Origin of the sequence: Pseudomonas sp. G(2018), from assembly GCF_005502415.1 — a bacterium.
Taxonomy (GTDB): Bacteria; Pseudomonadota; Gammaproteobacteria; order Pseudomonadales; family Pseudomonadaceae; genus Aquipseudomonas.
The window spans coordinates 16,496-36,909 of the sequence record NZ_SCOO01000003.1; the positions used below are offsets into that span (position 1 = coordinate 16,496).

Below are 20,414 nucleotides of genomic sequence, written 5' to 3' on the forward strand. Positions count from 1 at the left end.
TTTTCACCTCAGGCCGCAGAGTCTGGCGATGGCTTCATAGGTTTCTGGCGTGCTGGTCAGTAGCGCGAATAGCACGAACCAGAGACCCAACAAGTAGTGCCAATAAATGGCACAGAGCTCTACGCTGGCGCTCAGTTGCGGCAACGGTACGCGGCGCAGGAATTTGACGACGGTTCTGCCCCAGGCAATCAACCCACCCAGCAGATGGAGCCCATGCAGGCCGGTCAACAGGTAGAAGAAACTGTTGGCCGGATTGCCGGCGACAAAGTAGCCCCAAGCGGCAAACTGCTGCCAGACCCAGAATTGTCCCACCAGAAAGGCAATGGCAAATACGCCCCCCAATCCAAAGCCGATGACAGTTGCGCCGAATCGAGCCCGCCGGATGGCCATGCGCGACCACTGCAGCGCAACGCAACTGGACACTAGAAAAACCGAGTTCAGCCAGAGTTGCCATGGATTGGCCAACGGCGCCAAGGGCTCTGTCAGGGGCAGCCAGTCGACCATTTGTGAGCGGGCGATAAAGGCAATCAGGAAGAGAAAGAATAACGAACTCACCACCGCCAGAAACAAACGCAAACCTGTTTTTGCGATCTGCCGTCTCCTGGCATCGTCGTCGGCCTGAAGACCTTCAGGGTCACGATTCCAAGTGCCACCGGGGTCAGCGCCGTCGGCGTTTCTCAAAAGCAGTCTGTTCATGTTTTAACGTCCGCTTTCCTGGTGCCGGCACTGAGTTGCCGCAGTTGCTCCAACTCCTCGGCGGAGACCGTTTGCGGAACGAAATCCTGTTCTATCCCCGGCACACTGTAGTCATAGGCCCAGCGATGCACGACGGGCAGCTTCTCTCCCCAGTTACCGTGTATCGGCGGGGTGTCCGGCGTTTGCCATTCCAGACTGGCCGCGCCCCAGGGATTGCTGCCCGCGGGCCTGCCTTTGAAAACGCTCCAGGCCAGGTTAAACACGAACAGCAACTGGGAAACGCCGACGATCAATGCGACCACCGTGATGAAGGCATTCAAATCTTGCGCCGATTGCGGAATGAACGCGTAGTTTTCAAAGGCGTAGTACCTTCGCGGCATACCCTGGAAACCCAAATAGTGCATGGGGAAGAAGATGGCGTAAGTGCCCAGAAAGGTTATCCAGAAATGCAACTTGCCCAGGGTGTCGTTCGTCATGCGACCGGTGACTTTCGGGAACCAATGATAAATGCCGCCGAACACCACCAGTACCGGCGCAACCCCCATGACCATATGAAAATGAGCGACGACGAAATAGGTGTCCGAGAGCGGAATATCCACAATCACATTGCCGAGAAACAACCCGGTCAGGCCGCCAACCAGGAAGGTGACGATAAAGGCCAGGGCAAATAGCATCGGCACGGTCAGATGAATGTCGCCCCGCCACAGGGTCAGTACCCAGTTGTAGACTTTCAGTGCAGTCGGCACAGCGATGATCAAGGTGGTAACGGCAAAGAAAAAGCCGAAGTAAGGGTTCATTCCGCTGACATACATGTGGTGCGCCCAAACCACAAAGCTGAGTACGCCAATCGCAATAATCGCCCACACCATCATGCGGTAGCCGAAGATGTTTTTACGCGCATGCGTGCTGATCAGGTCGGAGACCAGACCGAACGCAGGTAGAGCTACGATGTAGACCTCCGGGTGGCCGAAGAACCAGAACAGATGCTGGAACAGTATCGGGCTGCCACCCTGGTGATCGAGCTGTTGCCCCAGCGAGATCATCGCCGGCATAAAGAAACTGGTACCCAAGAGCTTGTCGAACAGCATCATGACCGCACTGACAAACAACGCCGGGAAAGCCAGCAAGGCCATGATCGAGGCCATGAAGATGCCCCATACGGAGAGCGGCATGCGAAACAATGTCATGCCGTGCGTACGCGCCTGCAACACCGTGGTGACGTAGTTCAAACCACCCATGGTGGCCGCGACAATGAAAATCGCCAGAGAGACGAGCATCAGCACGATGCCCCACTCGACCCCCGGTGTCCCCTGGGTAATGGACTGTGGCGGATAGAGCGTCCAGCCCGAACCGGTGGGGCCGCCAGGAACAAAAAAACTGGCAAGCAACACCACTACCGCCAGCAGGTAGAACCAGTAACTCAGCATGTTGACGTAGGGGAAGACCATGTCCCGGGCGCCCACCATCAACGGGATCAGGTAGTTGCCGAAGCCCCCCAGAAACAACGCCGTCAGCAAGTAGATGACCATGATCATGCCGTGCATGGTCATCGCCTGATAGTAAGCACTGGCATCCATGAACGCCAAACTGCCGGGGAAGCCAATCTGCATGCGCATCAAGCCGGACAACACCACGGCGATAAGACCCACGAACAAAGCCGTCAAGGAATACTGGATGGCGATGACCTTGTGGTCCTGACTCCAGATGTATTTGGTCAGGAAACTCTTGGGTTCGTGCAGTGCTTCTGTTTCGGCTTGCTCCGCATAGGCCATCACGTCATCTCCTGTCGAAGTTTCGGTGTATTGCCGGCTGCTTTACGGTTGCGTCCCTGTTTCCGCCTTGCTCGCATCAGCGTCGGCATTGGCTTTGGATTTGATAAAAGCGATCAGGGCGTCCAACTCCTTATCGCTCGGCGTCATGGCCGGCATGACGGCTGCAAAGCCCTTGACGACTTTGGCAGCGGGATTAAGAACCGAATCTTTTATGTAGCCCTCATCGGCCTTTATGCCCGTACCGTCGGCAAGGGTGACGGTCGAGCCATACAGGCCCTGCCAAGTGGGGCCGATACCCTTGCTGCCATCGACACTGTGGCAAGCCAGGCAGCCCAGCGACTGGGCCAACTGTTGTCCCTGCGCCACCAGGTCCGCACCTGAACCCGACGCCGCGCCGGCAGGCACTTCGTCGTTTTGCGGCGCATCGCTCAGTGACTTGATCAAGGCGACGAGGGCACCCAGTTCATCGTCATTGAGAGTATAGGCCACCATGACCGGCGGGTAGCCCTGCACCAGACGGGCCTGCGGAGCGAGGATCGACTCTTTCAGGTACGCCTCGTCGACCAGCACACTTGTGCCATCGGAGAGTTGTTCCTGACGGCCATACAGGCCCTTCCATCCCGGGCCGAGACGGGTGCTGCCATCCTGGCTATGGCAGGCACCACAGCCGTATTGTTCGGCCAACTGGCGACCTTTTTCCACCAGGCTGTCGCGACTGGGCCTGGCAGCTGTGGTTAATGTCTGCGCAAAGGTCGGTTGACTGCTCAGCCATTGATCGAAGGCCCCCTGCTCTTCCACGATCATCTGGCCGCGCATGTTGTAATGGCCTACACCACAAAACTCAGCACAAAGAACTTCATACTTTCCGGTTTTGGTTGGCGTAAACCAGAAGTACGACACCATTCCTGGCACCATATCCATCTTGCTGCGAATTTGCGGTATATAAAAGTTGTGCAACACATCTTTGGAACGCAGTAAAACTTTTACCGGTCGATCCAGCGGAAGTCTGACTTCATTATTCTTTATAAGTACATCGTCCTGCCCGGCAGGGTCCTTGGGATCAACACCGAGTGGATTGGCGAAATCAACAAACCTGATATCCGATTTCCCCAACTTCCCGTCCTGGCCGGGAAAACGAAAAGCCCACTGCCACTGCTGGGCGACCACTTCAAGTTCATAAGCCTCTTTCGGCACCCGGATGAAATCGTTGTAAACAACCAGGCCCGGCGCCAGCATCGCGGCAATACCTATCGAGGTCACTACAATCAGCCAGAACTCCAATTTTTTACTTTCTGGCTGGTAGTGCGCCCTGGCGCCTTCCTTGTGACGGTAACGCATCACGGCGACCGCCATGAATACCGTAATGGCGATGAAAAATATTCCGCTGATGATCAGGGTAATGAACAGTGTGGTGTCTATTGATCCCCAGTTGGAAGCGGGCGGTGCTGCATGCCAGGGCGCTAGTACATGAAAGAGTACTGAGGCAATAACGATTAGAATCAAGATAATTGCCATCGCCATTTTCTCTTCATCCTATTCCTGTTGCTCATTGGTAATGCGCAAGCATCGCCACTGGCGTCCAAGCAGGGCAGACAGCCACCCGTAGTGGCAAAGTCAGTGAAAAGTATAGGTCGGCAAGCGAGACCCGGTTGGCGGCTATACTCAATGGCAGGCCAGCATCCCCGATGGAGGTTCTGTCATGAGTAACCTGACGCTTGAAGGCAGGTGCAAACCCAACCCCAACCAACCATCCGTTCCAATAGGCGAGATCCATTTTTACGTCGACGGCCCTCTCCATCTACGGCTGGAGGAAGCTGAAGAACGCCTGCAGAAGACCGATGGGCTGAAAGAGGTCATGGTCGATGTCGACATGGACACATTGAATCTGGTCTTGCCAGAGGGTTACGGCCCCTTGTCCGACTGTCAGATGCGCGTCTATCTGCACTACGAGCGTGGTCAGTTCCATCTGGTCGGACACCGAGCCAGCGATGGCAGCCTGATCTACTCCAACGTGGTTTTGATTGATCAGTTGATTGATTGAATCGGGGACTTGAGTGGGCTCAAGACTCGGGATCGTCATCCTTCCAGGGCGCCGACAGGTAGCGCGTGCGGTTGAAGGTCTCGAGCCACTCCGGGCAGAACACCACCAGCGCGCTGACCACCATGCCGTTGATGAATGCCTCCGGAAAAACGAGCAACCACAGGTAGCCGATGAAGTCTTCGAGCCAGTAGGGCATGGCAAAACGTTCGTCGTACCACAACACCGTGAGCGATAGCACCAGGCACAGCAACGCCGAAAGGGCCGCGGCGAAGAAGCCGGAACAGAAGATGTATACGAAGAGATTGCGTGGTTGTGCGCGCTCCACCGCGATGGCACAGCATTCGGTAACCAGCACCGGCAGCAGAATCAACAGCGCGCCATTCACGCCCATCGCCACCAGGTCCTGACGCCCCAGCAGCACCAGTCCGGTTTGGGCGACCAATCCGCCGACGATTGCCAGCGGCCAGTCGAGCAACAGCGTCACCGCGGTCATGCCGATGAAGTGATAGGACACGCCGGTATCGAAATCCCGCCGCACCAGCCACAGTGCAAACAGCGCGAACACTGTACCGAACAGCAAATGCTGGCGACGGCTGTCGCTGAACAGCTCGACCCAGGAAACCCGCGCAACGGCCCAGATCAGCACCGGCACATAGATCAGCCACCCCACCGTGAGGGTTTCGGGTGACAGCAACTCGGCGCCGATCATGGCGGGGCACACTCCCTTGTCTTGCCGAAGAGAACAGGCCCTCAGTCTACACCGCCCTTTACCCGCCCTTCGACCTCAAGCCCAATGCCGCGGATCGTTCGTCACCGCTTCATGCTCGGCGAACAACCTGGGTAACTCGGCCTTGAGAAAATCCACCCACGTGCGGACTTTGGCATCGAGAAAGCGTCGCGACGGATACAGCGCATACACATTGCGCTGACGAGGGCGATAGTCCGGCAACAAGCGCAACAAGGTGCCGTCGCTCAGGGGACGCGTGGCGGTATAGAACGGAATCAGGCTGATGCCCATGCCAGCCTCTGAAGCCTTGACCATCGACTCGGCGACATTGCACTGAAAAGTCCTGGCCGGGCTGACAGCATGCTCGCCCTCCTCGTCTTCAAACACCCACTGATCGCTGTACAACGGGTCGAGCATACGCAGGCACTGATGGTCGCTCAGCGCCAGCGGATGGTCCGGCACACCCCGGCGTTGCAGGTAGTGCGGGGAAGCACAGGGTACGCTGTAAAACTGCCCGACGGCCTGGGCGACCAATTGCGAATCGGCCAGCTCGTGGGCAGTCGAAATCACCACGTCGTGCCCTTCCTCCAACGGATCGGGATTGCGCTGCGACAGGGTCAGTTCGAACACCACATCGGGGTAAAGCTCGCTGTAACGGGCAATCAGCGGTGTGATCAGTACCCCGAGGCCGTTCATGCTGTGCACCCGCAACCGGCCGCTTGGCTTGAGATGGGCGCCGCGAGCCTCGGCGGTCGCCTCCTCCATTTCCTCGAGTATCAGCCGACTGCGCAGCAGGAATCGCTCGCCGGCCTCGGTCAGGCTCAAGCGCCGTGTGGTGCGTTGCAGCAGCCGGGCTTGCACATGCTGCTCCAGATCCGCGACCAGACGGGACACTTGCGCTGTGGATAACTCCAGCGCATCGGCGGCGGCGGTGAAACTTGCGCAGTCCACCACACGGACGAACACGCGCAAGTTGTTAAGCAAATCCATAAGCCTCCCTCGGGCGGTGACTGTTACGTTTCATGTAAGGCTGTATCAGGCGTTCACCCCTTTATCCACTGGTGGCAAAGACTAGACTTTACCCATCGAATCCCAAATGGAGCACGCCAAAATGAAAACAGTGATCAGCCTGTTTCTGACCCTTGTCGCCACCTCGGCCATGGCCGCAGACAACGAACCCCTCGCGGTCTTGTACAACCCCGCGCAGCCTCTGGACATCGCCAAGGTGGTTTCCGTGTCGGACACCGCGACCACATGCGGGGTCGTGCCGGCGACCATGGTGTATGTCGATCATCAGGGCCAGACCCATCGCGTGACCTACGAGGTCATGGGCGATTGCACGAGCAACCTGTGATCAATGGCTCATAGCAACGTCCAGGTGTAACTCAGGATCAACCGGTTTTCATCGATATCACTGCGGTAGTTGGAACGCGCCATCGCATTACGCACACGGATACCGAGGCCTTTGAGACTGCCGCTCTGCAGTACGTAGCCGATATCCAGGTCACGCTCTCGATCCTTGCCCTCATAGCCTTGCCCGGTGTCGACATTGTTGCCGGAGATGTAGCGCACGGTGCTGGTCAAGCCAGGCACACCCAGCGCCGCAAAGTCGTAGTCGTAACGCACCTGCCAGGAGCGCTCGTCGGTGTAGGCGAACTCGTAGGTCGGCACTTCGTTGCCCAACGGTGAGATGTTGGCAAAGACGCGCGGGAAAGGGCTGTCGCCGAACATGCCCTGATAGCCGACATAAAATGTGTGACCGCCACGCTTGGCCGACAGAAGCGAGAAGAACGCCTGATTGTCGATATTGCCCAGCAGTTTTTTGCCGTCTTCGCGTGAATCGTAATAACCGAGGTTGGCGCCCAGGATCCAGTCGCCCATCGGCTGGCTGTGCTTGAGGCCCAGGAAACGTTGGTTGTAGATGTCGTCCAGTTGCCCGTACCAGGCGCTGATCGAGCTGCGTTTATCGTTGAAGGCATAATCGGCCCCGGCAAAGTTGAAGCCGTCACTGCTGACCTGACGCTGCGGCACATGGCCGAGCATGGCTTGCATCTTTTCGTCACCCGCTTCGTTGCGCAGGCTGGTTGTATTCAAACGACCGGCCTGCAATGTCAGGCCATTGATCTCATTGGAAGTGATACTGGCGCCCTGATAACTCGGCGGCAGCAGACGAATATCGCTGAACGCCAGCACCGGTAGGTTGGGTTGCAACTCCCCCACTTTCAGCTCGGTCTTGGAGTAACGCATCTTCAATGCGCCTTCCAGACGGCTGTAATCATCCGCCGCGCGCCCATCATCCTGCACCGGCAATAAACCGGTATTGACCCGATCCGGACTGCTGTCGAGCTTGAGCCCGAGCAGGCCGATCACGTCCACGCCAAAACCGACGGGACCCTGGGTATAACCCGATTTGACGTTGAGAATGAAACCCTGCGCCCACTCTTCGGCCTTCGATTGCTGGTTGGCGCCGACGATGTCGGAAAAGTCCCGGCTGAAGTAATAATTGCGCGCTTGCAAGGTGGCCGTGGTGTCTTCGATGAAGCCGCCCTCGGCGGCCGTCACACCAGTAGAGAAACTCGAGACGAGCGCCATGGACAACACTGAACCGGTTGCTGGAAAAATCTGTTTCATCGTTTTTTCTCTTATTTTTATTGATCGACAGGTAGAGGTGTTTTGGCCGCAGCGCTTTCACTGCGAGGGACAGGACGACGAGCGTTTAAAAACAGGTGCGTGACCACGCCGAAAATCAGTCCCCAGAAAGCGGCGGACAAACCCAGTAGCGACATGCCCGACGCCGTAGTGAGAAAGGTCACCAACGCAGCTTCCCGGTCGCTCGGCACGGCCATCGCGCCGGCCATTGCCCCGGCAATTGCGGCGAACAGCGCCAGCCCGGCCAGGGCCGTGATCAGTTCCTTGGGAAACGCCGAAAACAGTGAAACCAGGGTGGCGCCGAAGATCCCCAGCACCAGGTAACACAGTCCACCCACGACCCCGGCCACATAGCGTTTGTCGGGATCCTCGTGGGCCTCGCGCCCCGTACAAATGGCCGCGGTGATCGCCGCCAGGTTCAGCCCGTGACAACCGAAGGGCGCCAACAGCGCTGTGCCCAGTGCGCTGCCAGCGATGATCGGGCCCGCCGGCGTTGCATAGCCGCTGGCGCGCAACACCGCCATGCCCGGAACGAACTGGCCGGTCAGCGCCACCATCACCAGCGGCAAAGCGATGTTCAGCGTCGCGCTCAGGCTGAACGCCGGGGTAATCCACACCGGCGTGGCCAAACCGATCACCAGCGCTTCGCGGTGCAGATCGCCGGCGAGAAAAGCGATCGAACAGCCCACCAGCAGTACCATCACCACCGCATAACGCGGCATCAGCCGTTTGCCGATCAGGTAAGTGGCAAACATCGCCAGTACCAGCAACGGCTTGCCTTGCAACGAGACAAACAATCCCGTGCCGAAGCTGAACAGAATCCCCGCCAGCATCGCCGCCGCAATGGCCGGGGGCAGTTTGCCGATGATCCGGTCAAACGCACCCGACACCCCGACCAGGAAAATGATCAGGCTGCTGACCAGATAGGCGCCCACGGCTTCCGGCATGGAGATCCCCGGCAACAACGCCACCAGCAACGCCGAGCCCGGAGCCGACCACGCGATGATCACCGGCACGCGGTAGCGCAGGCTCAAACCGATGCCGAGCAAGGCGCTGCCGATGGAAATCGCCCAGACCCACGACGACAGAACCTCCCGCGACAGGTGTGCAGCCTCGGCAGCCTGAAAAATGATCACCAACGGGCCTGCATAGGAAATCACCGTGGCAATGAATCCGGCGACTGCGGCGGACAGGGAAAAGTCCCGTAAAAACATTTTCATGAAGCCTCGCCGACAGCCCCGTCAGGCGATCCGGCCTGAGCGCCCGATAGCGGCTGTCGGGCACTGCGCCGACTGCTGATCGCGAACACCGTCATGGCGATAGCCGCAATCGCACCGGGCAAGGCAAACGCCATGAAGTTCAGTTGCAGCGGCAAGCTGATCCCGAGCAAGGCACCGCCCAGCAACGGACCGACGATCGCGCCGTTGCGCCCGATACCCGAAGCCCAGCCCAGACCGGTGGATCGAATGGTCATGGAATAGAACTGCGCAGCGCAGGCGTACAGCAGAATCTGCGAGCCTATGGTAGTGGCGCCGGCAATGGCGATCAGCAAGTACAACACCGGCATCGGGCTGTTGAAGCCCAGCAATGTGATCGAAACGGCCGCCAGGGCGAAGAACACCGACAGCACGCGCGGCAAATTGAGCTTGTCACCCAGTACGCCACCACCGACTGCACCGAAGATCGCGCCGAAGTTCAATACCAGCAGGAACGACAGGCTCGAGCCCAGGCTATACCCGGCGTTAGCCATCAGTTTCGGCAGCCAGGAACTCAAGGCGTAGACCATCAACAGGCAGCAGAAAAACGCCAGCCACAGCATCAGCGTGCGCAATGCGCGTCCCTCACGGAACAACTGCAACACGGGGGTGCCGGCGCCCTTCACTTCGCTCATGTGCAGTTGATCATTGGACTGCGCGACGTAGGACGGGTCAACGCGCTGGAGAATGGCGCGCGCGTCGTCATTGCGCCCTTGGCGCAGCATGAAACCCACGGATTCGGGCAGGAAGTACATGATCAGCGGCAACAACACTAACGGCAGCACCGCCACGTAAAACACTGACTGCCAACCGAAACTGGGGATCAACACGATGCCCAGCCCTGCCGAGAGCATGCCGCCCACCGAATAGCCGCTGAACATGATCGCCACCAGCGTGCTGCGGATTTTCTTCGGCGCGTATTCGTTCATCAGCGCCACAACATTGGGCATCACGCCGCCTATGCCCAAGCCGGCAATGAAGCGACAGATACCAAACTCAGTGGGGTTTCTGGCGAAACCGTTGAGCACGGTGAAACCGCTGAAGAGGATCACGCAGATCGTGATGGCTTTCTTGCGGCCGATCCTGTCCGACAGCGGGCCGAAGAACAGTGCACCGAACATCATCCCGAACAGCGCATAGCTGCCCAGTGCGCCGGCTTGCAGAGGACTGAGCCCCCACTCCTTCATCAACATCGGCAACACAACGCCGTAGATCACCAGATCGTAACCGTCGAAGATGATGATCAGGGCACACCAGAACAGCACCATCCAGTGGAAGCGGTTGAATCGAGCGTTGTCGATAACCTCATGTACGTCGATTTTGCGCATGGCATTTATCTCTTGTTGTTGTTGTTTTCAGAGCACCGGTAATACGGCTTACGTCCGTACAGCCGATGGTAGAGGCGCCGGGAGCAGGCCAATATCCGCAATGCGCAGATCGCTATCCGTTTTGTGCAACGGCAAAATCAGGTGTTGTGAGCAGGGATGCAGCGTGCGTGTCGCACAAGAATTTGCACCTGCGCGATAAACTGTCTTCTTTGCGATCGCATTTGAACGCTAAGCTTGGGCCTATGGATGACTCAGATTACTTACGCCTGCTGACCATCGCGGCCGAGCAAGCCAACGCTTTCCTGTCCAATGCCCGCAAATGGGAGCGTGAGCGTTGGGTGTGCCAGCGCCTGCTGCAAGGCTTGAACATTCCTTATCGCGCCGACGAGTTCGCCCCGGCCGGAGAGCCGCCGGACGTGTTGTTTCGCGATGCCAGTTTCGAGGTGTTCTTCGTCCTCGACGAAGGTCGGCGCCTCAACGACGAATGGCGCGATGAATTGCAACGCCGGCGCAGCGCGTTTTCCCTCAGCCAATTGGTACGGCGCGAAGCCAAGCCCCGGCGTATCCCGGCCAACGAGTTTTTGTTGCGACTGGCGCCGACCCTGCGCAAAAAAGCGCATAACTACAAAGAACGCGGCATGGACCTGGGGGAACTGGACATCATCGCCTTCGCCAGCCTCAAGCGCGAAGTGCTGGACCTCAACAGCCATTTCCCTCCGCCCACCGAATACTTGCGCCAGGGTTGGCGTTCGCTGTCGCTGGTGGGTCCGACCTTCGCCCGCGTGCTGTTCGCACATCCGGATGCACCGGACTTTCTGCGCAGCAACCTGGGGCGCAGCATCGTGTTCGATGTCGGGATCAGCCTGTGAGCCCACTGCAGGAACTGATTGCTGAAGTGCCGCAACAGGGCCGCGTTCGCTGGATAGGTGTACGCCCGCAATCACGCTCGTCAATGATCGAACTCGATGCCGTGGAAGCGCGGCTGGAGGCTGGCCTGACCGGCGATCACGCCCGGCCCGGTGTGCGCAACGCACGGCAGGTGACGCTGATTCAGTCGGAACATCTGGCGGTGATCAGTTCGCTGATGGGGCGCCCCGCCGATCAACCGGTCAAGCCTGAAGATTTGCGGCGCAATCTCGTTATCAGTGGGATCAATTTATTCAGCCTCAAGGGCCGGCGCTTTCGCATTGGCCAGGCGATTTTCGAAACCACCGGCTGGTGCCAGCCGTGCGCACGCTTGGAAAACAACCTTGGCATTGGGACGTTTCAAGCAATGCGCGGACATGGTGGAATCACCGCCCGGGTGATACAAAGTGGCATCATTCGCCTGGACGATACGGTAAGCGTCGAGCCGGTTCCGGACACCGGCTATGCTCCGTTCATCGTTCGTTAAATCAGTCTGTAGCTTCTAAACATTCAGCAACGTCTACCTGACGAGGCCTTTATGACCAGCCGCCTGAACCCCGACGACCAGAAGCATGTCGAAGAGTACCTGCAACTGTCCCAGCACCGTGTCGAGCGCCGGCCTTTCCGGCCGTGGATGCTCCTGGTGCTGGTGTTGGCAGTGACCATTGGTTTGGGCCTGTTGAGCCGATTTATCAGTTACCTGACGCTATGAGCCGCGTTGCGCTCGCGAGGGTAGCTGCACAGATTTCTTTTAGCCTTGCGAGATATCCCCATGACTCATCGTATTGTCATCGTTGGCGGCGGCGCCGGCGGTCTGGAGTTGGCTACCCGTCTGGGTAAGACTCTGGGCAAGCGTGGCACGGCCAGTGTGATGCTGGTCGACGCGAACCTGACCCACATCTGGAAACCTTTGTTGCACGAAGTGGCGGCCGGGTCCCTGAACTCTTCCGAAGACGAACTCAACTATGTTGCCCAGGCGAAATGGAACCACTTCGAGTTCCAGCTCGGGCGCATGAGCGGGCTTGATCGGGCACAGAAAAAAATCCAGCTGGCCGCCACCTATGACGAAGCCGGCCTGGAACTGGTGCCGGCGCGGGAAGTGCCTTACGACTCGCTGGTGATTTCCGTGGGCAGCACCACCAACGACTTCGGCACCCAGGGCGCGGCGCAACATTGCCTGTTCCTCGACACCCGCAAACAGGCTGAGCGTTTCCATCAACAATTGCTCAATCACTACCTGCGCGCCCACGCCGGACAAACCGACAAGGTCGAGCAGATCAGCGTGGCCATCGTCGGTGCCGGTGCCACCGGGGTCGAGCTGGCCGCAGAACTGCACAACGCCGCCCATGAACTGGCAGCCTATGGCCTGGACCGGATCAAACCGGAAAACATGCACATCACCCTGATCGAAGCCGGACCACGGGTGCTGCCGGCACTGCCGGAACGAATCGGCGGACCTGTGCATAAAACCCTGGAGAAGCTCGGGGTCAACGTCATGACCAACGCGGCGGTCAGCGAAGTGACGGCCGATGCCTTGATCACCGCCGATGGCAAAGTGATCAACGCCAGCCTGAAAGTCTGGGCGGCAGGGATTCGCGCACCGGGCTTCCTCAAGGACATCGATGGCCTGGAAACCAACCGCATCAACCAGCTGCAAGTGCTACCGACCCTGCAAACCACCCGCGACGAGAACATCTTCGCCTTCGGTGACTGCGCGGCCTGCCCGCAACAGGGCAGCGACCGCAATGTGCCGCCACGCGCCCAGGCGGCACATCAACAGGCGTCGTTGCTGGCCAAATCGTTGAAGCTGCGGATCGAAGGCAAGGCATTGCCGGAGTACAAGTACACCGACTACGGCTCGCTGATCTCGCTGTCGCGTTTTTCCGCTGTGGGTAACTTGATGGGCAACCTCACGGGCAGCGTGATGCTTGAAGGTTGGCTGGCACGGATGTTTTACGTGTCGCTGTACCGTATGCACCAGATGGCGCTGTACGGGCCGTTCCGCACGGCGATGCTAATGCTGGGCAGCAAGATCGGGCGTGGCACCGAACCAAGACTCAAACTGCACTGACTCGGTCCATGTGGGAGCGGGCTTGCTCGCTCCCACATTTGCTCTCCTTCAACTCACAAATCGCGTCGGAATTACACCCGAAACCGCCGCACCATCCCCTGCAATGCATTGGCCAGTTGCGACAGCTCATGGCTCGATGCACTGGTCTGATCGGCCCCGGTGGCAGACCGTACAGACAGGTCGCGAATGTTCACCAGGTTACGGTCGACCTCCCGCGCCACTTGCGCCTGCTCTTCGGCCGCGCTAGCGATCACCAGATTTCTCTCGTGAATCTCATGCACGGAAGCCGTGATAGTTTGCAGGGCCTCGCCTGCGCGCTCGGCCAGGACCAACGTGTTGGCAGCACGGGATGCGCTGGAGTTCATGGCATCGAGGGCCTGGCTCGAACCGTTGCGCATGCCTTGCACCATTTGCTCGATTTCCTGGGTCGATTGCTGTGTGCGATAAGCCAAGGCACGCACCTCGTCAGCCACCACCGCGAAACCCCGACCGCTCTCCCCGGCTCGTGCCGCTTCGATGGCCGCGTTGAGCGCCAGCAGGTTGGTTTGCTCGGCGATGGCGCGAATCACATCCAGCACCTTACCGATATCCTGGGATTGATTGGCCAGCGATCGCACCAACTCCCCGGTACTTTGCACGTCATGGGCCAGTGAACTGATGGCACTGGCCGTTTCGCTGACCCGCTCCTGCCCCAGATGGGCCGACTCGCTGGACTGGCGGGTGGCGTCGGAGGTGGATACGGCGTTGCGCGCAACCTCTTCCACGGCACTGGTCATTTCATTGACCGCGGTGGCCGCCTGCTCAATTTCATTGTTCTGTTGTTGCAGGCTCTGGTTGCTATCGAGGGTGACGGCGTTCAACTCATCAGCTGCCTTAGCCAATTGCGTGGCGGAACCGCTGATGCCCTGCAGGGTTTCCCGCAGGTTGCGCTGCATGGCCGCCAATGCCTTGAGCAAGCGGCTGACTTCGTCATTGCCATGGGTTTCGATCGGGCGCGTCAGGTCGCCCTGAGCCACGTGCTCTGCGGCAATCACCGCTTCACTGAGCGGACGCACGATGCTGCGGGTCAATAGCATGGCCAGGGCAACCGTCGCCAAGGCTGCGAGGGCGATAAACAGGCTGACTATCGTGCGCGACGTTTCGTAATGCGCTTTGGATTTCTCGCTCTCGGCCGCGACTTGCTGAGTAAACAGTTGCGCCAGGTCACTGAGTTGCTTGCCAGACCCATCGACCACGGTTTTCATATCCACCAGCAACAGCTTGGTCAGTTCGTCGCGACGCCCCTGCTCAGCCAAAGTGAACGATTGGGCAATACCGGTGCGGTAGGCCGTGAAGGTATTTTTGAATTGGTCGTACAACGCCTTGCCTTCAGCCGTGGTCACCAGTTTGTCGTAAGCGGCGATTTTTTCGCTCAGCTCCTTGTCCCGGGTGTCCATCTGGCTACGGTATTGCACGATATTCTTCGGATCCTGATCCAGGGCCATACGAAGGGAAATGGTGCGAATGCGCAGCATGATTTCGCGAATTTCGTCACCGCCGCGAATGCTTGGCAGCCATTGCTTCTCCACCGCCACCTCACTCTCGCGAATGCTCGACATTTGCCCTAGGGCAAAGACCCCGAGCAGCGCCACGAGTACCGCGATCAAGGCAAAACCCAGCGCGGCACGGGGGGCAATATTCAGCTGACGAAGAAACATAACGAGCGCCTTTGTTTTTATTGGCTTGAGTGAAGGGCCATGCCCCGACAGCTCGTTATCGGCAAGTTGTACGATGACTTGAAGGGTTGTGCTTTTTCGCAGGCAAAAAAAATCCCCGTATCTTTCGATACGAGGATTTTTAGTATGGTCGGGGTAAGGGGATTCGAACTCCTGACATCCTGCTCCCAAAGCAGGCGCGCTACCGGACTGCGCTATACCCCGGTAAAAAAAAGGCACCTTCGAAAGGCGCCTTCTGCGAACAGAGCTTTTGGCGTCTGATCTTAAGATTCGATCCCAGCGTTAACTGGTTTCAAAAATGGTGGGTCGTGTGGGATTCGAACCTACGACCAATTGGTTAAAAGCCAACTGCTCTACCAACTGAGCTAACGACCCAAATATGGTCGGGGTAAGGGGATTCGAACTCCTGACATCCTGCTCCCAAAGCAGGCGCGCTACCGGACTGCGCTATACCCCGGTTTGAAATTGGCTCCGTGACCAGGACTCGAACCTGGGACCCAATGATTAACAGTCATTTGCTCTACCGACTGAGCTATCACGGAACTACATATTTCAATTTACAACGGTGAAGCTTTACTGCGTTCTCTTCGACCCGTTCGCATCGCTGCGTTCGTGTGTCTGAGGCGCGCTATTCTACAATCTTAAGCACCTCTGTCAACCCCCTAAATTGCTTTCAAGTTAATGATTTGCAACTTATTTCAGATTCCTGCTTGGGGAGCAGAAACCCTACCGGGTGACTTACTGCGGGGCGCACTTTACAAGCCTTTTCCTTTAAGTTCAACAGCCTGGCGAAAAAAAGGCCTCGCAATGCGAGGCCTCCTTTTTTGTGCTGCCGTTCTGGCTCAGTTGAAAACGATCTCGTCGTTTTCCACCATGCCTTTGGCCGTGTCTCCCGGCATGAATCGGCCGGAGAGAATCAGCTGTGCCAGCGGGTTTTCGATCCAGCGCTGGATCGCTCGTTTGAGCGGTCGTGCGCCATATACCGGGTCGTAACCGACCGCGATCAGCTTGTCCATGGCCTCGGGGCTCAACTCCAGCTTCAGCTCCCGCTCGGTGAGGCGACTGCGCAGGCGACTCAACTGGATCTCGGTAATGCCGGCGATCTGATCCCGCGCCAATGGCTCGAAGATCACCACCTCATCGACCCGGTTGATGAACTCAGGTCGGAAGTGCGAGGAAATCGCATCCATCACCGCCGCACGCTGAGCCTCACGATCACCGACCAGTTCCTGGATCTGCACCGAGCCCAGGTTGGAGGTCATGACAATCACGGTGTTCTTGAAATCCACCGTGCGGCCATGACTGTCGGTCAGTCGGCCATCTTCCAGCACTTGCAGCAAGATGTTGAACACATCCGGGTGAGCTTTCTCGACCTCGTCCAGCAGGATCACCGAATAGGGCTTGCGACGCACGGCCTCGGTCAGATAACCGCCCTCTTCATAGCCGACATAGCCCGGTGGTGCGCCAATCAAGCGAGCCACGGAATGTTTCTCCATGAACTCGGACATATCGATGCGCACCATCGCTTCTTCGGTATCGAAGAGGAATTCCGCCAGCGCCTTGCACAGTTCGGTTTTACCGACACCGGTCGGGCCGAGGAACATGAACGATCCACTTGGGCGATTGGGGTCGGACAACCCGGCGCGAGAACGCCGCACGGCGTTGGAAACCGCGACCACTGCTTCATCCTGGCCAATCACACGCTGGTGTAACAGGCTTTCCATCTTCATCAGTTTGTCGCGCTCGCCTTCGAGCATTTTCGACACCGGAATACCGGTCCACTTCGATACGACTTCGGCGATCTCTTCTTCAGTCACCTTGCTGCGCAGTAACTGGTTTTCACTCTTGCCATGCTGGTCGACCATTTGCAGGCTGCGCTCCAGGTCCGGGATCACCCCGTACTGCAACTCGGCCATGCGATTCAGGTCGCCTTTGCGGCGAGCGCTTTCCAGTTCCTGACGGGACTGTTCGATTTTCTGCTGGATCTGCGCCGAACCCTGCACCTCGGCCTTTTCCGAGTTCCAGATTTCTTCGAGATCCGAATACTCGCGTTCGTGGCGCTGAATTTCTTCCTGGAGTTTTTCCAGACGCTTCTTCGCCGCTTCGTCGCTTTCTTTCTTCAGCGCCTGGGACTCCACCTTCAGCTGAATCAAGCGGCGCTCCAGACGGTCCAGCACTTCCGGCTTGGAGTCGATCTCCATGCGGATGCGGCTGGCGGCCTCGTCGATCAGGTCGATGGCCTTGTCCGGCAACTGACGGTCAGTGATGTAGCGATGGCTGAGTTTGGCCGCCGCAATGATCGCGCCGTCGGTGATCGCCACCTTGTGGTGGACCTCGTAGCGTTCTTTCAAACCTCGCAGGATGGCGATGGTGTCTTCTTCGCTCGGCTCGTCCACCAATACTTTCTGGAAGCGCCGCTCAAGGGCTGCATCCTTCTCTATATATTGGCGGTACTCATTGAGCGTGGTCGCGCCGACGCAATGCAACTCACCGCGCGCCAGGGCTGGCTTGAGCATGTTGCCCGCATCCATCGAGCCTTCGCCCTTGCCGGCGCCGACCATGGTGTGCAGTTCGTCGATGAACAGAATGATCTGCCCTTCCTGCTTCGACAGTTCATTGAGCAGCGCTTTTAGCCGCTCTTCGAACTCACCGCGATACTTGGCACCGGCAATCAACGCCCCCATGTCCAGGGACAGCAGTCGCTTTCCTTTCAGGCCGTCCGGCACTTCACCGTTGATAATGCGCTGGGCCAGGCCTTCGGCGATGGCAGTTTTACCAACGCCAGGCTCTCCGATCAGCACCGGGTTGTTCTTCGTGCGGCGCTGCAGGACCTGGATGGTCCGGCGAATTTCGTCGTCACGGCCGATCACTGGATCAAGCTTGCCGTCTTCGGCGCGCTTGGTCAGGTCGACGGTATATTTATCCAGCGCCTGGCGCGCCTCTTCGTGGTTCGGGTCGTTGACCGCCTCGCCACCACGCAGGTTGTTGATCGCGTTTTCCAGGGCTTTCTTGCTGACGCCCTGGCCCAGCAACAATTTGCCGAGCTTGCTGTTCTCGTCCATGGCGGCGAGCAACACCAGCTCGCTGGAAATGAACTGGTCGCCCTTCTGCTGGGCCAGGCGATCGGCCTGATTGAGCAGGCGCGCCAGATCCTGCGACATGTTGACGTCGCCGGTCGGATTCTGGATTTTCGGCAGCTGGTCGAGCTCTTTGGCCAGCTCTTTACGCAGGCTGTTGACGTCGAAGCCCACCTGCATCAGCAGGGGTTTGATCGAACCACCCTGTTGCTCAAGCAGGGCTTGCATCAAATGCGCCGGCTCGATGGCGGGATGGTCAAGACCGACGGCCAGGGATTGGGCATCGGACAAGGCTAACTGCAACTTGCTGGTTAAACGGTCTATACGCATGGGTCACCTTCCTTTTGAGCAGGCCGGACCTATAAAACATCCTGAATGAAGAAACCTGCCAGATACCACAGTAGATGCGGTCGATTCTGGGAGATTCAAGCGTCGTGACGTTGATGCAGGTCAGGCAAGTCTAGCGTTCAAGCCAGATTAGGGAGGCAAACCGACCAGTGCGAGGCCTGCGGCGGTAGGAGAAGAAGCGAGGATCGGTCACGGTGCAGAAACCGCCGCCATAGACAGCCGTTACACCGCGAGCCGCCAGACGCAAACGCGCAAGCATATAGATGTCAGCCATGAACTTGCCGGCGTTTTGACTGGGCACGAAGGCTTTGGCGGCTTCAGGCAATTGCTCGATGAATGTTTCACGTACTTCCGGGCCGACTTCAAACGCTTGCGGACCAATGGCCGGACCGAGCCAGACCAGAACCTCGGCAGGTGCTACGGCCAGACTGTCCAGTGTCGCTTCCAGCACACCCGCCGCCAAACCGCGCCAGCCGGCATGAGCCGCAGCCACGCGCGTGCCTGCACGGTCACAAAACAGTGCAGGCAGGCAATCGGCGGTCATTGCCGCGCAGGCGATTCCCGGCGTTGCCGTCCAACTGGCATCGGCGGTGACCACCTGACTCGGGTCCGCATGAGCCACGACGATGCCGTGGACCTGCTGCAGCCAGGCTGGTTGAATAGAGAAGTGATCGGTCAGACGACGGCGATTTTCGGCGACAGCCTCAGGGCTGTCGTCGACGTGATCGCCGAGGTTGAGGCTGTCGAACGGCGCCAGGCTGACGCCGCCCGCACGGGTGGTGACACAGGCTTTGACCCCGGCCGGCACGGGCCAGTCAGGAATCAGCCAGTCACTCATCCGACGAACGCCTCGCGATCTTGCTTGAGCAGGGTCAGCAACCAGACGAAATCTTCCGGCAACGGCGACTCCCAGCTCATGCGTTTACCAGTGGTCGGGTGATCTAGCTCCAGGAACCGCGCATGCAGCGCCTGACGCGGGAAGTTTTTCAACGACTCGACCATGGTCGGGTTGGCTGCCGGCGGGATACGGAAGCGACCGCCGTAGGCAGGATCTCCGACCAGCGGGAAGTTGATATGCGCCATGTGCACGCGAATCTGGTGCGTACGACCGGTTTCCAGCTTCACCCGTACGTGGGTGTGGGAGCGGAAACGCTCGAGTACGCGGTAATGACTGACGGCTTGCTTGCCACCCTCCATCACGGCCATGCGCTGGCGCTGCTGGCCGTGACGACCGATCGGCGCGTTGATCTTGCCGCCGGCTGTCACCACACCAATCACGATGCATTCATAGATACGACTGACGCTGCGGCTCTGCAACTGTGTCACCAGCTGCGTCTGCGCCTGAATGGTCTTGGCCACCACCATCAGACCGGTGGTGTCCTTGTCCAAGCGATGCACGATACCGGCGCGGGGCACATTGATGATGCCCGGCACGTGATGCAGCAAGGCATTGAGCAAGGTGCCATCAGCGTGACCGGCGGCGGGATGCACCACCAGGCCCGCAGGCTTGTTGATCACCAGGATGTCGTCGTCTTCATAGACGATGTCCAGGGCAATGTCTTGAGCGACCCATTCGCCCTGAGCTTCCTGCTCGGCAGTGAGTTCAAGAATGGCGCCACCGTGAACGATGTCTCGCGGGCGGATAACCGCCCCATCCACAGTCAGGCGGCCGTCTTTGATCCAGGCGGAAAGGCGCGAGCGCGAGTGCTCAGCGAATAGTTGTGCGGCGACTTGATCGAGGCGTTGGCCGCCCAATTCGGACGGCACCTCTGCGCGAAGTTCAATTTTATCGGACATGCTCAGACTAGGCGTCGGCACAGCCTTTGGT

At 58.6% G+C, this 20,414-nt stretch carries 18 protein-coding genes, 4 tRNA genes and 1 pseudogene; 6 read left to right on the top strand and 17 right to left on the bottom strand.

Annotation, left to right across the window (positions count from 1 at the left end; translation table 11 throughout):
* Positions 1-3: 3 nt before the first annotated feature.
* Genes FFS64_RS03575 through FFS64_RS03585 form a run of 3 tightly spaced genes read right to left on the bottom strand, consistent with a single transcriptional unit; the run spans position 4 to position 3,989 of the window.
* On the bottom strand, positions 4-696 hold the full coding sequence (locus tag FFS64_RS03575; RefSeq protein ID WP_137804264.1) for a cytochrome c oxidase subunit 3: 693 nt from the start codon (positions 694-696) through the stop codon (positions 4-6).
* Entirely contained in the window at positions 693-2,468 is a 1,776-nt protein-coding gene (gene ctaD / locus FFS64_RS03580) for a cytochrome c oxidase subunit I (RefSeq protein ID WP_137804450.1), read from the bottom strand. The genes FFS64_RS03575 and ctaD overlap by 4 nt, the downstream gene beginning before the upstream one ends.
* 42 nt (positions 2,469-2,510) lie before the next feature.
* Positions 2,511-3,989 (bottom strand): cytochrome c oxidase subunit II, encoded by a 1,479-nt coding sequence (locus FFS64_RS03585; RefSeq protein ID WP_137804265.1) that lies wholly within the window; start codon positions 3,987-3,989, stop codon positions 2,511-2,513.
* Positions 3,990-4,167: 178 nt separating this feature from the next.
* Between FFS64_RS03585 and FFS64_RS03590 the strand changes: the two genes are divergently transcribed.
* Entirely contained in the window at positions 4,168-4,509 is a 342-nt protein-coding gene (locus FFS64_RS03590; protein WP_137804266.1) for a hypothetical protein, read from the top strand.
* Between the two features lie 19 nt (positions 4,510-4,528).
* On the opposite strand, the gene FFS64_RS03595 is transcribed toward FFS64_RS03590, so the two are convergent.
* Positions 4,529-5,218 (bottom strand): energy-coupling factor ABC transporter permease, encoded by a 690-nt coding sequence (locus tag FFS64_RS03595; protein WP_095196589.1) that lies wholly within the window; start codon positions 5,216-5,218, stop codon positions 4,529-4,531.
* Positions 5,219-5,293: 75 nt separating this feature from the next.
* Entirely contained in the window at positions 5,294-6,226 is a 933-nt protein-coding gene (locus FFS64_RS03600; protein ID WP_137804267.1) for a LysR family transcriptional regulator, read from the bottom strand.
* Positions 6,227-6,347: 121 nt separating this feature from the next.
* Between FFS64_RS03600 and FFS64_RS03605 the strand changes: the two genes are divergently transcribed.
* Positions 6,348-6,590: a DUF2790 domain-containing protein gene (locus FFS64_RS03605; RefSeq protein WP_137804268.1), complete on the top strand. Its 243-nt coding sequence runs from the start codon at positions 6,348-6,350 to the stop codon at positions 6,588-6,590.
* Between the two features lie 8 nt (positions 6,591-6,598).
* On the opposite strand, the gene FFS64_RS03610 is transcribed toward FFS64_RS03605, so the two are convergent.
* From FFS64_RS03610 to FFS64_RS03620, 3 genes are read right to left on the bottom strand one after another with little or no spacing between them, the layout of a single operon-like run.
* The gene (locus tag FFS64_RS03610) at positions 6,599-7,867 is read right to left on the bottom strand and encodes an OprD family porin (RefSeq protein ID WP_137804269.1); all 1,269 of its coding nucleotides are present in this window, start codon (positions 7,865-7,867) and stop codon (positions 6,599-6,601) included.
* A 17-nt stretch (positions 7,868-7,884) separates the two neighbouring features.
* Positions 7,885-9,105, bottom strand: coding sequence for a benzoate/H(+) symporter BenE family transporter (locus FFS64_RS03615; protein WP_137804270.1), 1,221 nt, complete (start codon positions 9,103-9,105; stop codon positions 7,885-7,887).
* Positions 9,102-10,469 carry an aromatic acid/H+ symport family MFS transporter gene (locus tag FFS64_RS03620; RefSeq protein ID WP_137804271.1) on the bottom strand — a complete coding sequence of 456 codons (1,368 nt, stop codon included), beginning with the start codon at positions 10,467-10,469 and terminating at the stop codon, positions 9,102-9,104. Before FFS64_RS03620 ends, FFS64_RS03615 begins: the two co-directional genes overlap by 4 nt.
* 242 nt (positions 10,470-10,711) lie before the next feature.
* Here FFS64_RS03620 and FFS64_RS03625 point away from each other — a divergent pair, with 242 nt between their 5' ends.
* The 4 genes from FFS64_RS03625 to FFS64_RS03640 are packed head-to-tail and all read left to right on the top strand — an operon-like array spanning position 10,712 to position 13,446.
* Positions 10,712-11,338, top strand: coding sequence for a DUF1780 domain-containing protein (locus FFS64_RS03625; protein WP_007970534.1), 627 nt, complete (start codon positions 10,712-10,714; stop codon positions 11,336-11,338).
* Entirely contained in the window at positions 11,335-11,862 is a 528-nt protein-coding gene (locus FFS64_RS03630; protein WP_137804272.1) for an MOSC domain-containing protein, read from the top strand. Before FFS64_RS03625 ends, FFS64_RS03630 begins: the two co-directional genes overlap by 4 nt.
* 51 nt (positions 11,863-11,913) lie before the next feature.
* Entirely contained in the window at positions 11,914-12,087 is a 174-nt protein-coding gene (locus tag FFS64_RS03635; RefSeq protein WP_128605912.1) for a DUF3094 domain-containing protein, read from the top strand.
* 60 nt (positions 12,088-12,147) lie between these two features.
* Positions 12,148-13,446 carry an NAD(P)/FAD-dependent oxidoreductase gene (locus FFS64_RS03640; protein ID WP_137804273.1) on the top strand — a complete coding sequence of 433 codons (1,299 nt, stop codon included), beginning with the start codon at positions 12,148-12,150 and terminating at the stop codon, positions 13,444-13,446.
* A 71-nt stretch (positions 13,447-13,517) separates the two neighbouring features.
* Here FFS64_RS03640 and FFS64_RS32145 read toward each other — a convergent pair whose 3' ends face one another.
* From FFS64_RS32145 to rluD, 9 genes and pseudogenes are all read right to left on the bottom strand, one after another.
* Entirely contained in the window at positions 13,518-14,381 is an 864-nt protein-coding gene (locus tag FFS64_RS32145) for a methyl-accepting chemotaxis protein (protein ID WP_372242165.1), read from the bottom strand.
* Positions 14,373-15,143 (bottom strand): annotated as a pseudogene (locus FFS64_RS32150) (MCP four helix bundle domain-containing protein); the annotation flags it as partial. The pseudogene FFS64_RS32150 and the gene FFS64_RS32145, both read right to left, overlap by 9 nt.
* 145 nt (positions 15,144-15,288) lie before the next feature.
* A tRNA-Pro gene (locus FFS64_RS03650) sits at positions 15,289-15,365 on the bottom strand.
* 95 nt (positions 15,366-15,460) lie between these two features.
* Positions 15,461-15,536 (bottom strand) — tRNA-Lys (locus FFS64_RS03655).
* Positions 15,537-15,541: 5 nt separating this feature from the next.
* Positions 15,542-15,618 (bottom strand) — tRNA-Pro (locus FFS64_RS03660).
* A 9-nt stretch (positions 15,619-15,627) separates the two neighbouring features.
* Positions 15,628-15,703: transfer RNA gene (locus FFS64_RS03665), tRNA-Asn, on the bottom strand.
* Positions 15,704-16,003: 300 nt separating this feature from the next.
* On the bottom strand, positions 16,004-18,568 hold the full coding sequence (gene clpB, locus FFS64_RS03670) for an ATP-dependent chaperone ClpB (protein WP_137804275.1): 2,565 nt from the start codon (positions 18,566-18,568) through the stop codon (positions 16,004-16,006).
* Between the two features lie 130 nt (positions 18,569-18,698).
* Entirely contained in the window at positions 18,699-19,424 is a 726-nt protein-coding gene (pgeF, locus tag FFS64_RS03675) for a peptidoglycan editing factor PgeF (RefSeq protein ID WP_137804276.1), read from the bottom strand.
* Complete coding sequence (rluD, locus tag FFS64_RS03680) at positions 19,421-20,383, bottom strand: 23S rRNA pseudouridine(1911/1915/1917) synthase RluD (RefSeq protein WP_137804277.1); 963 nt, start codon at positions 20,381-20,383, stop codon at positions 19,421-19,423. Before rluD ends, pgeF begins: the two co-directional genes overlap by 4 nt.
* Between the last annotated feature and the right edge of the window lie 31 nt (positions 20,384-20,414).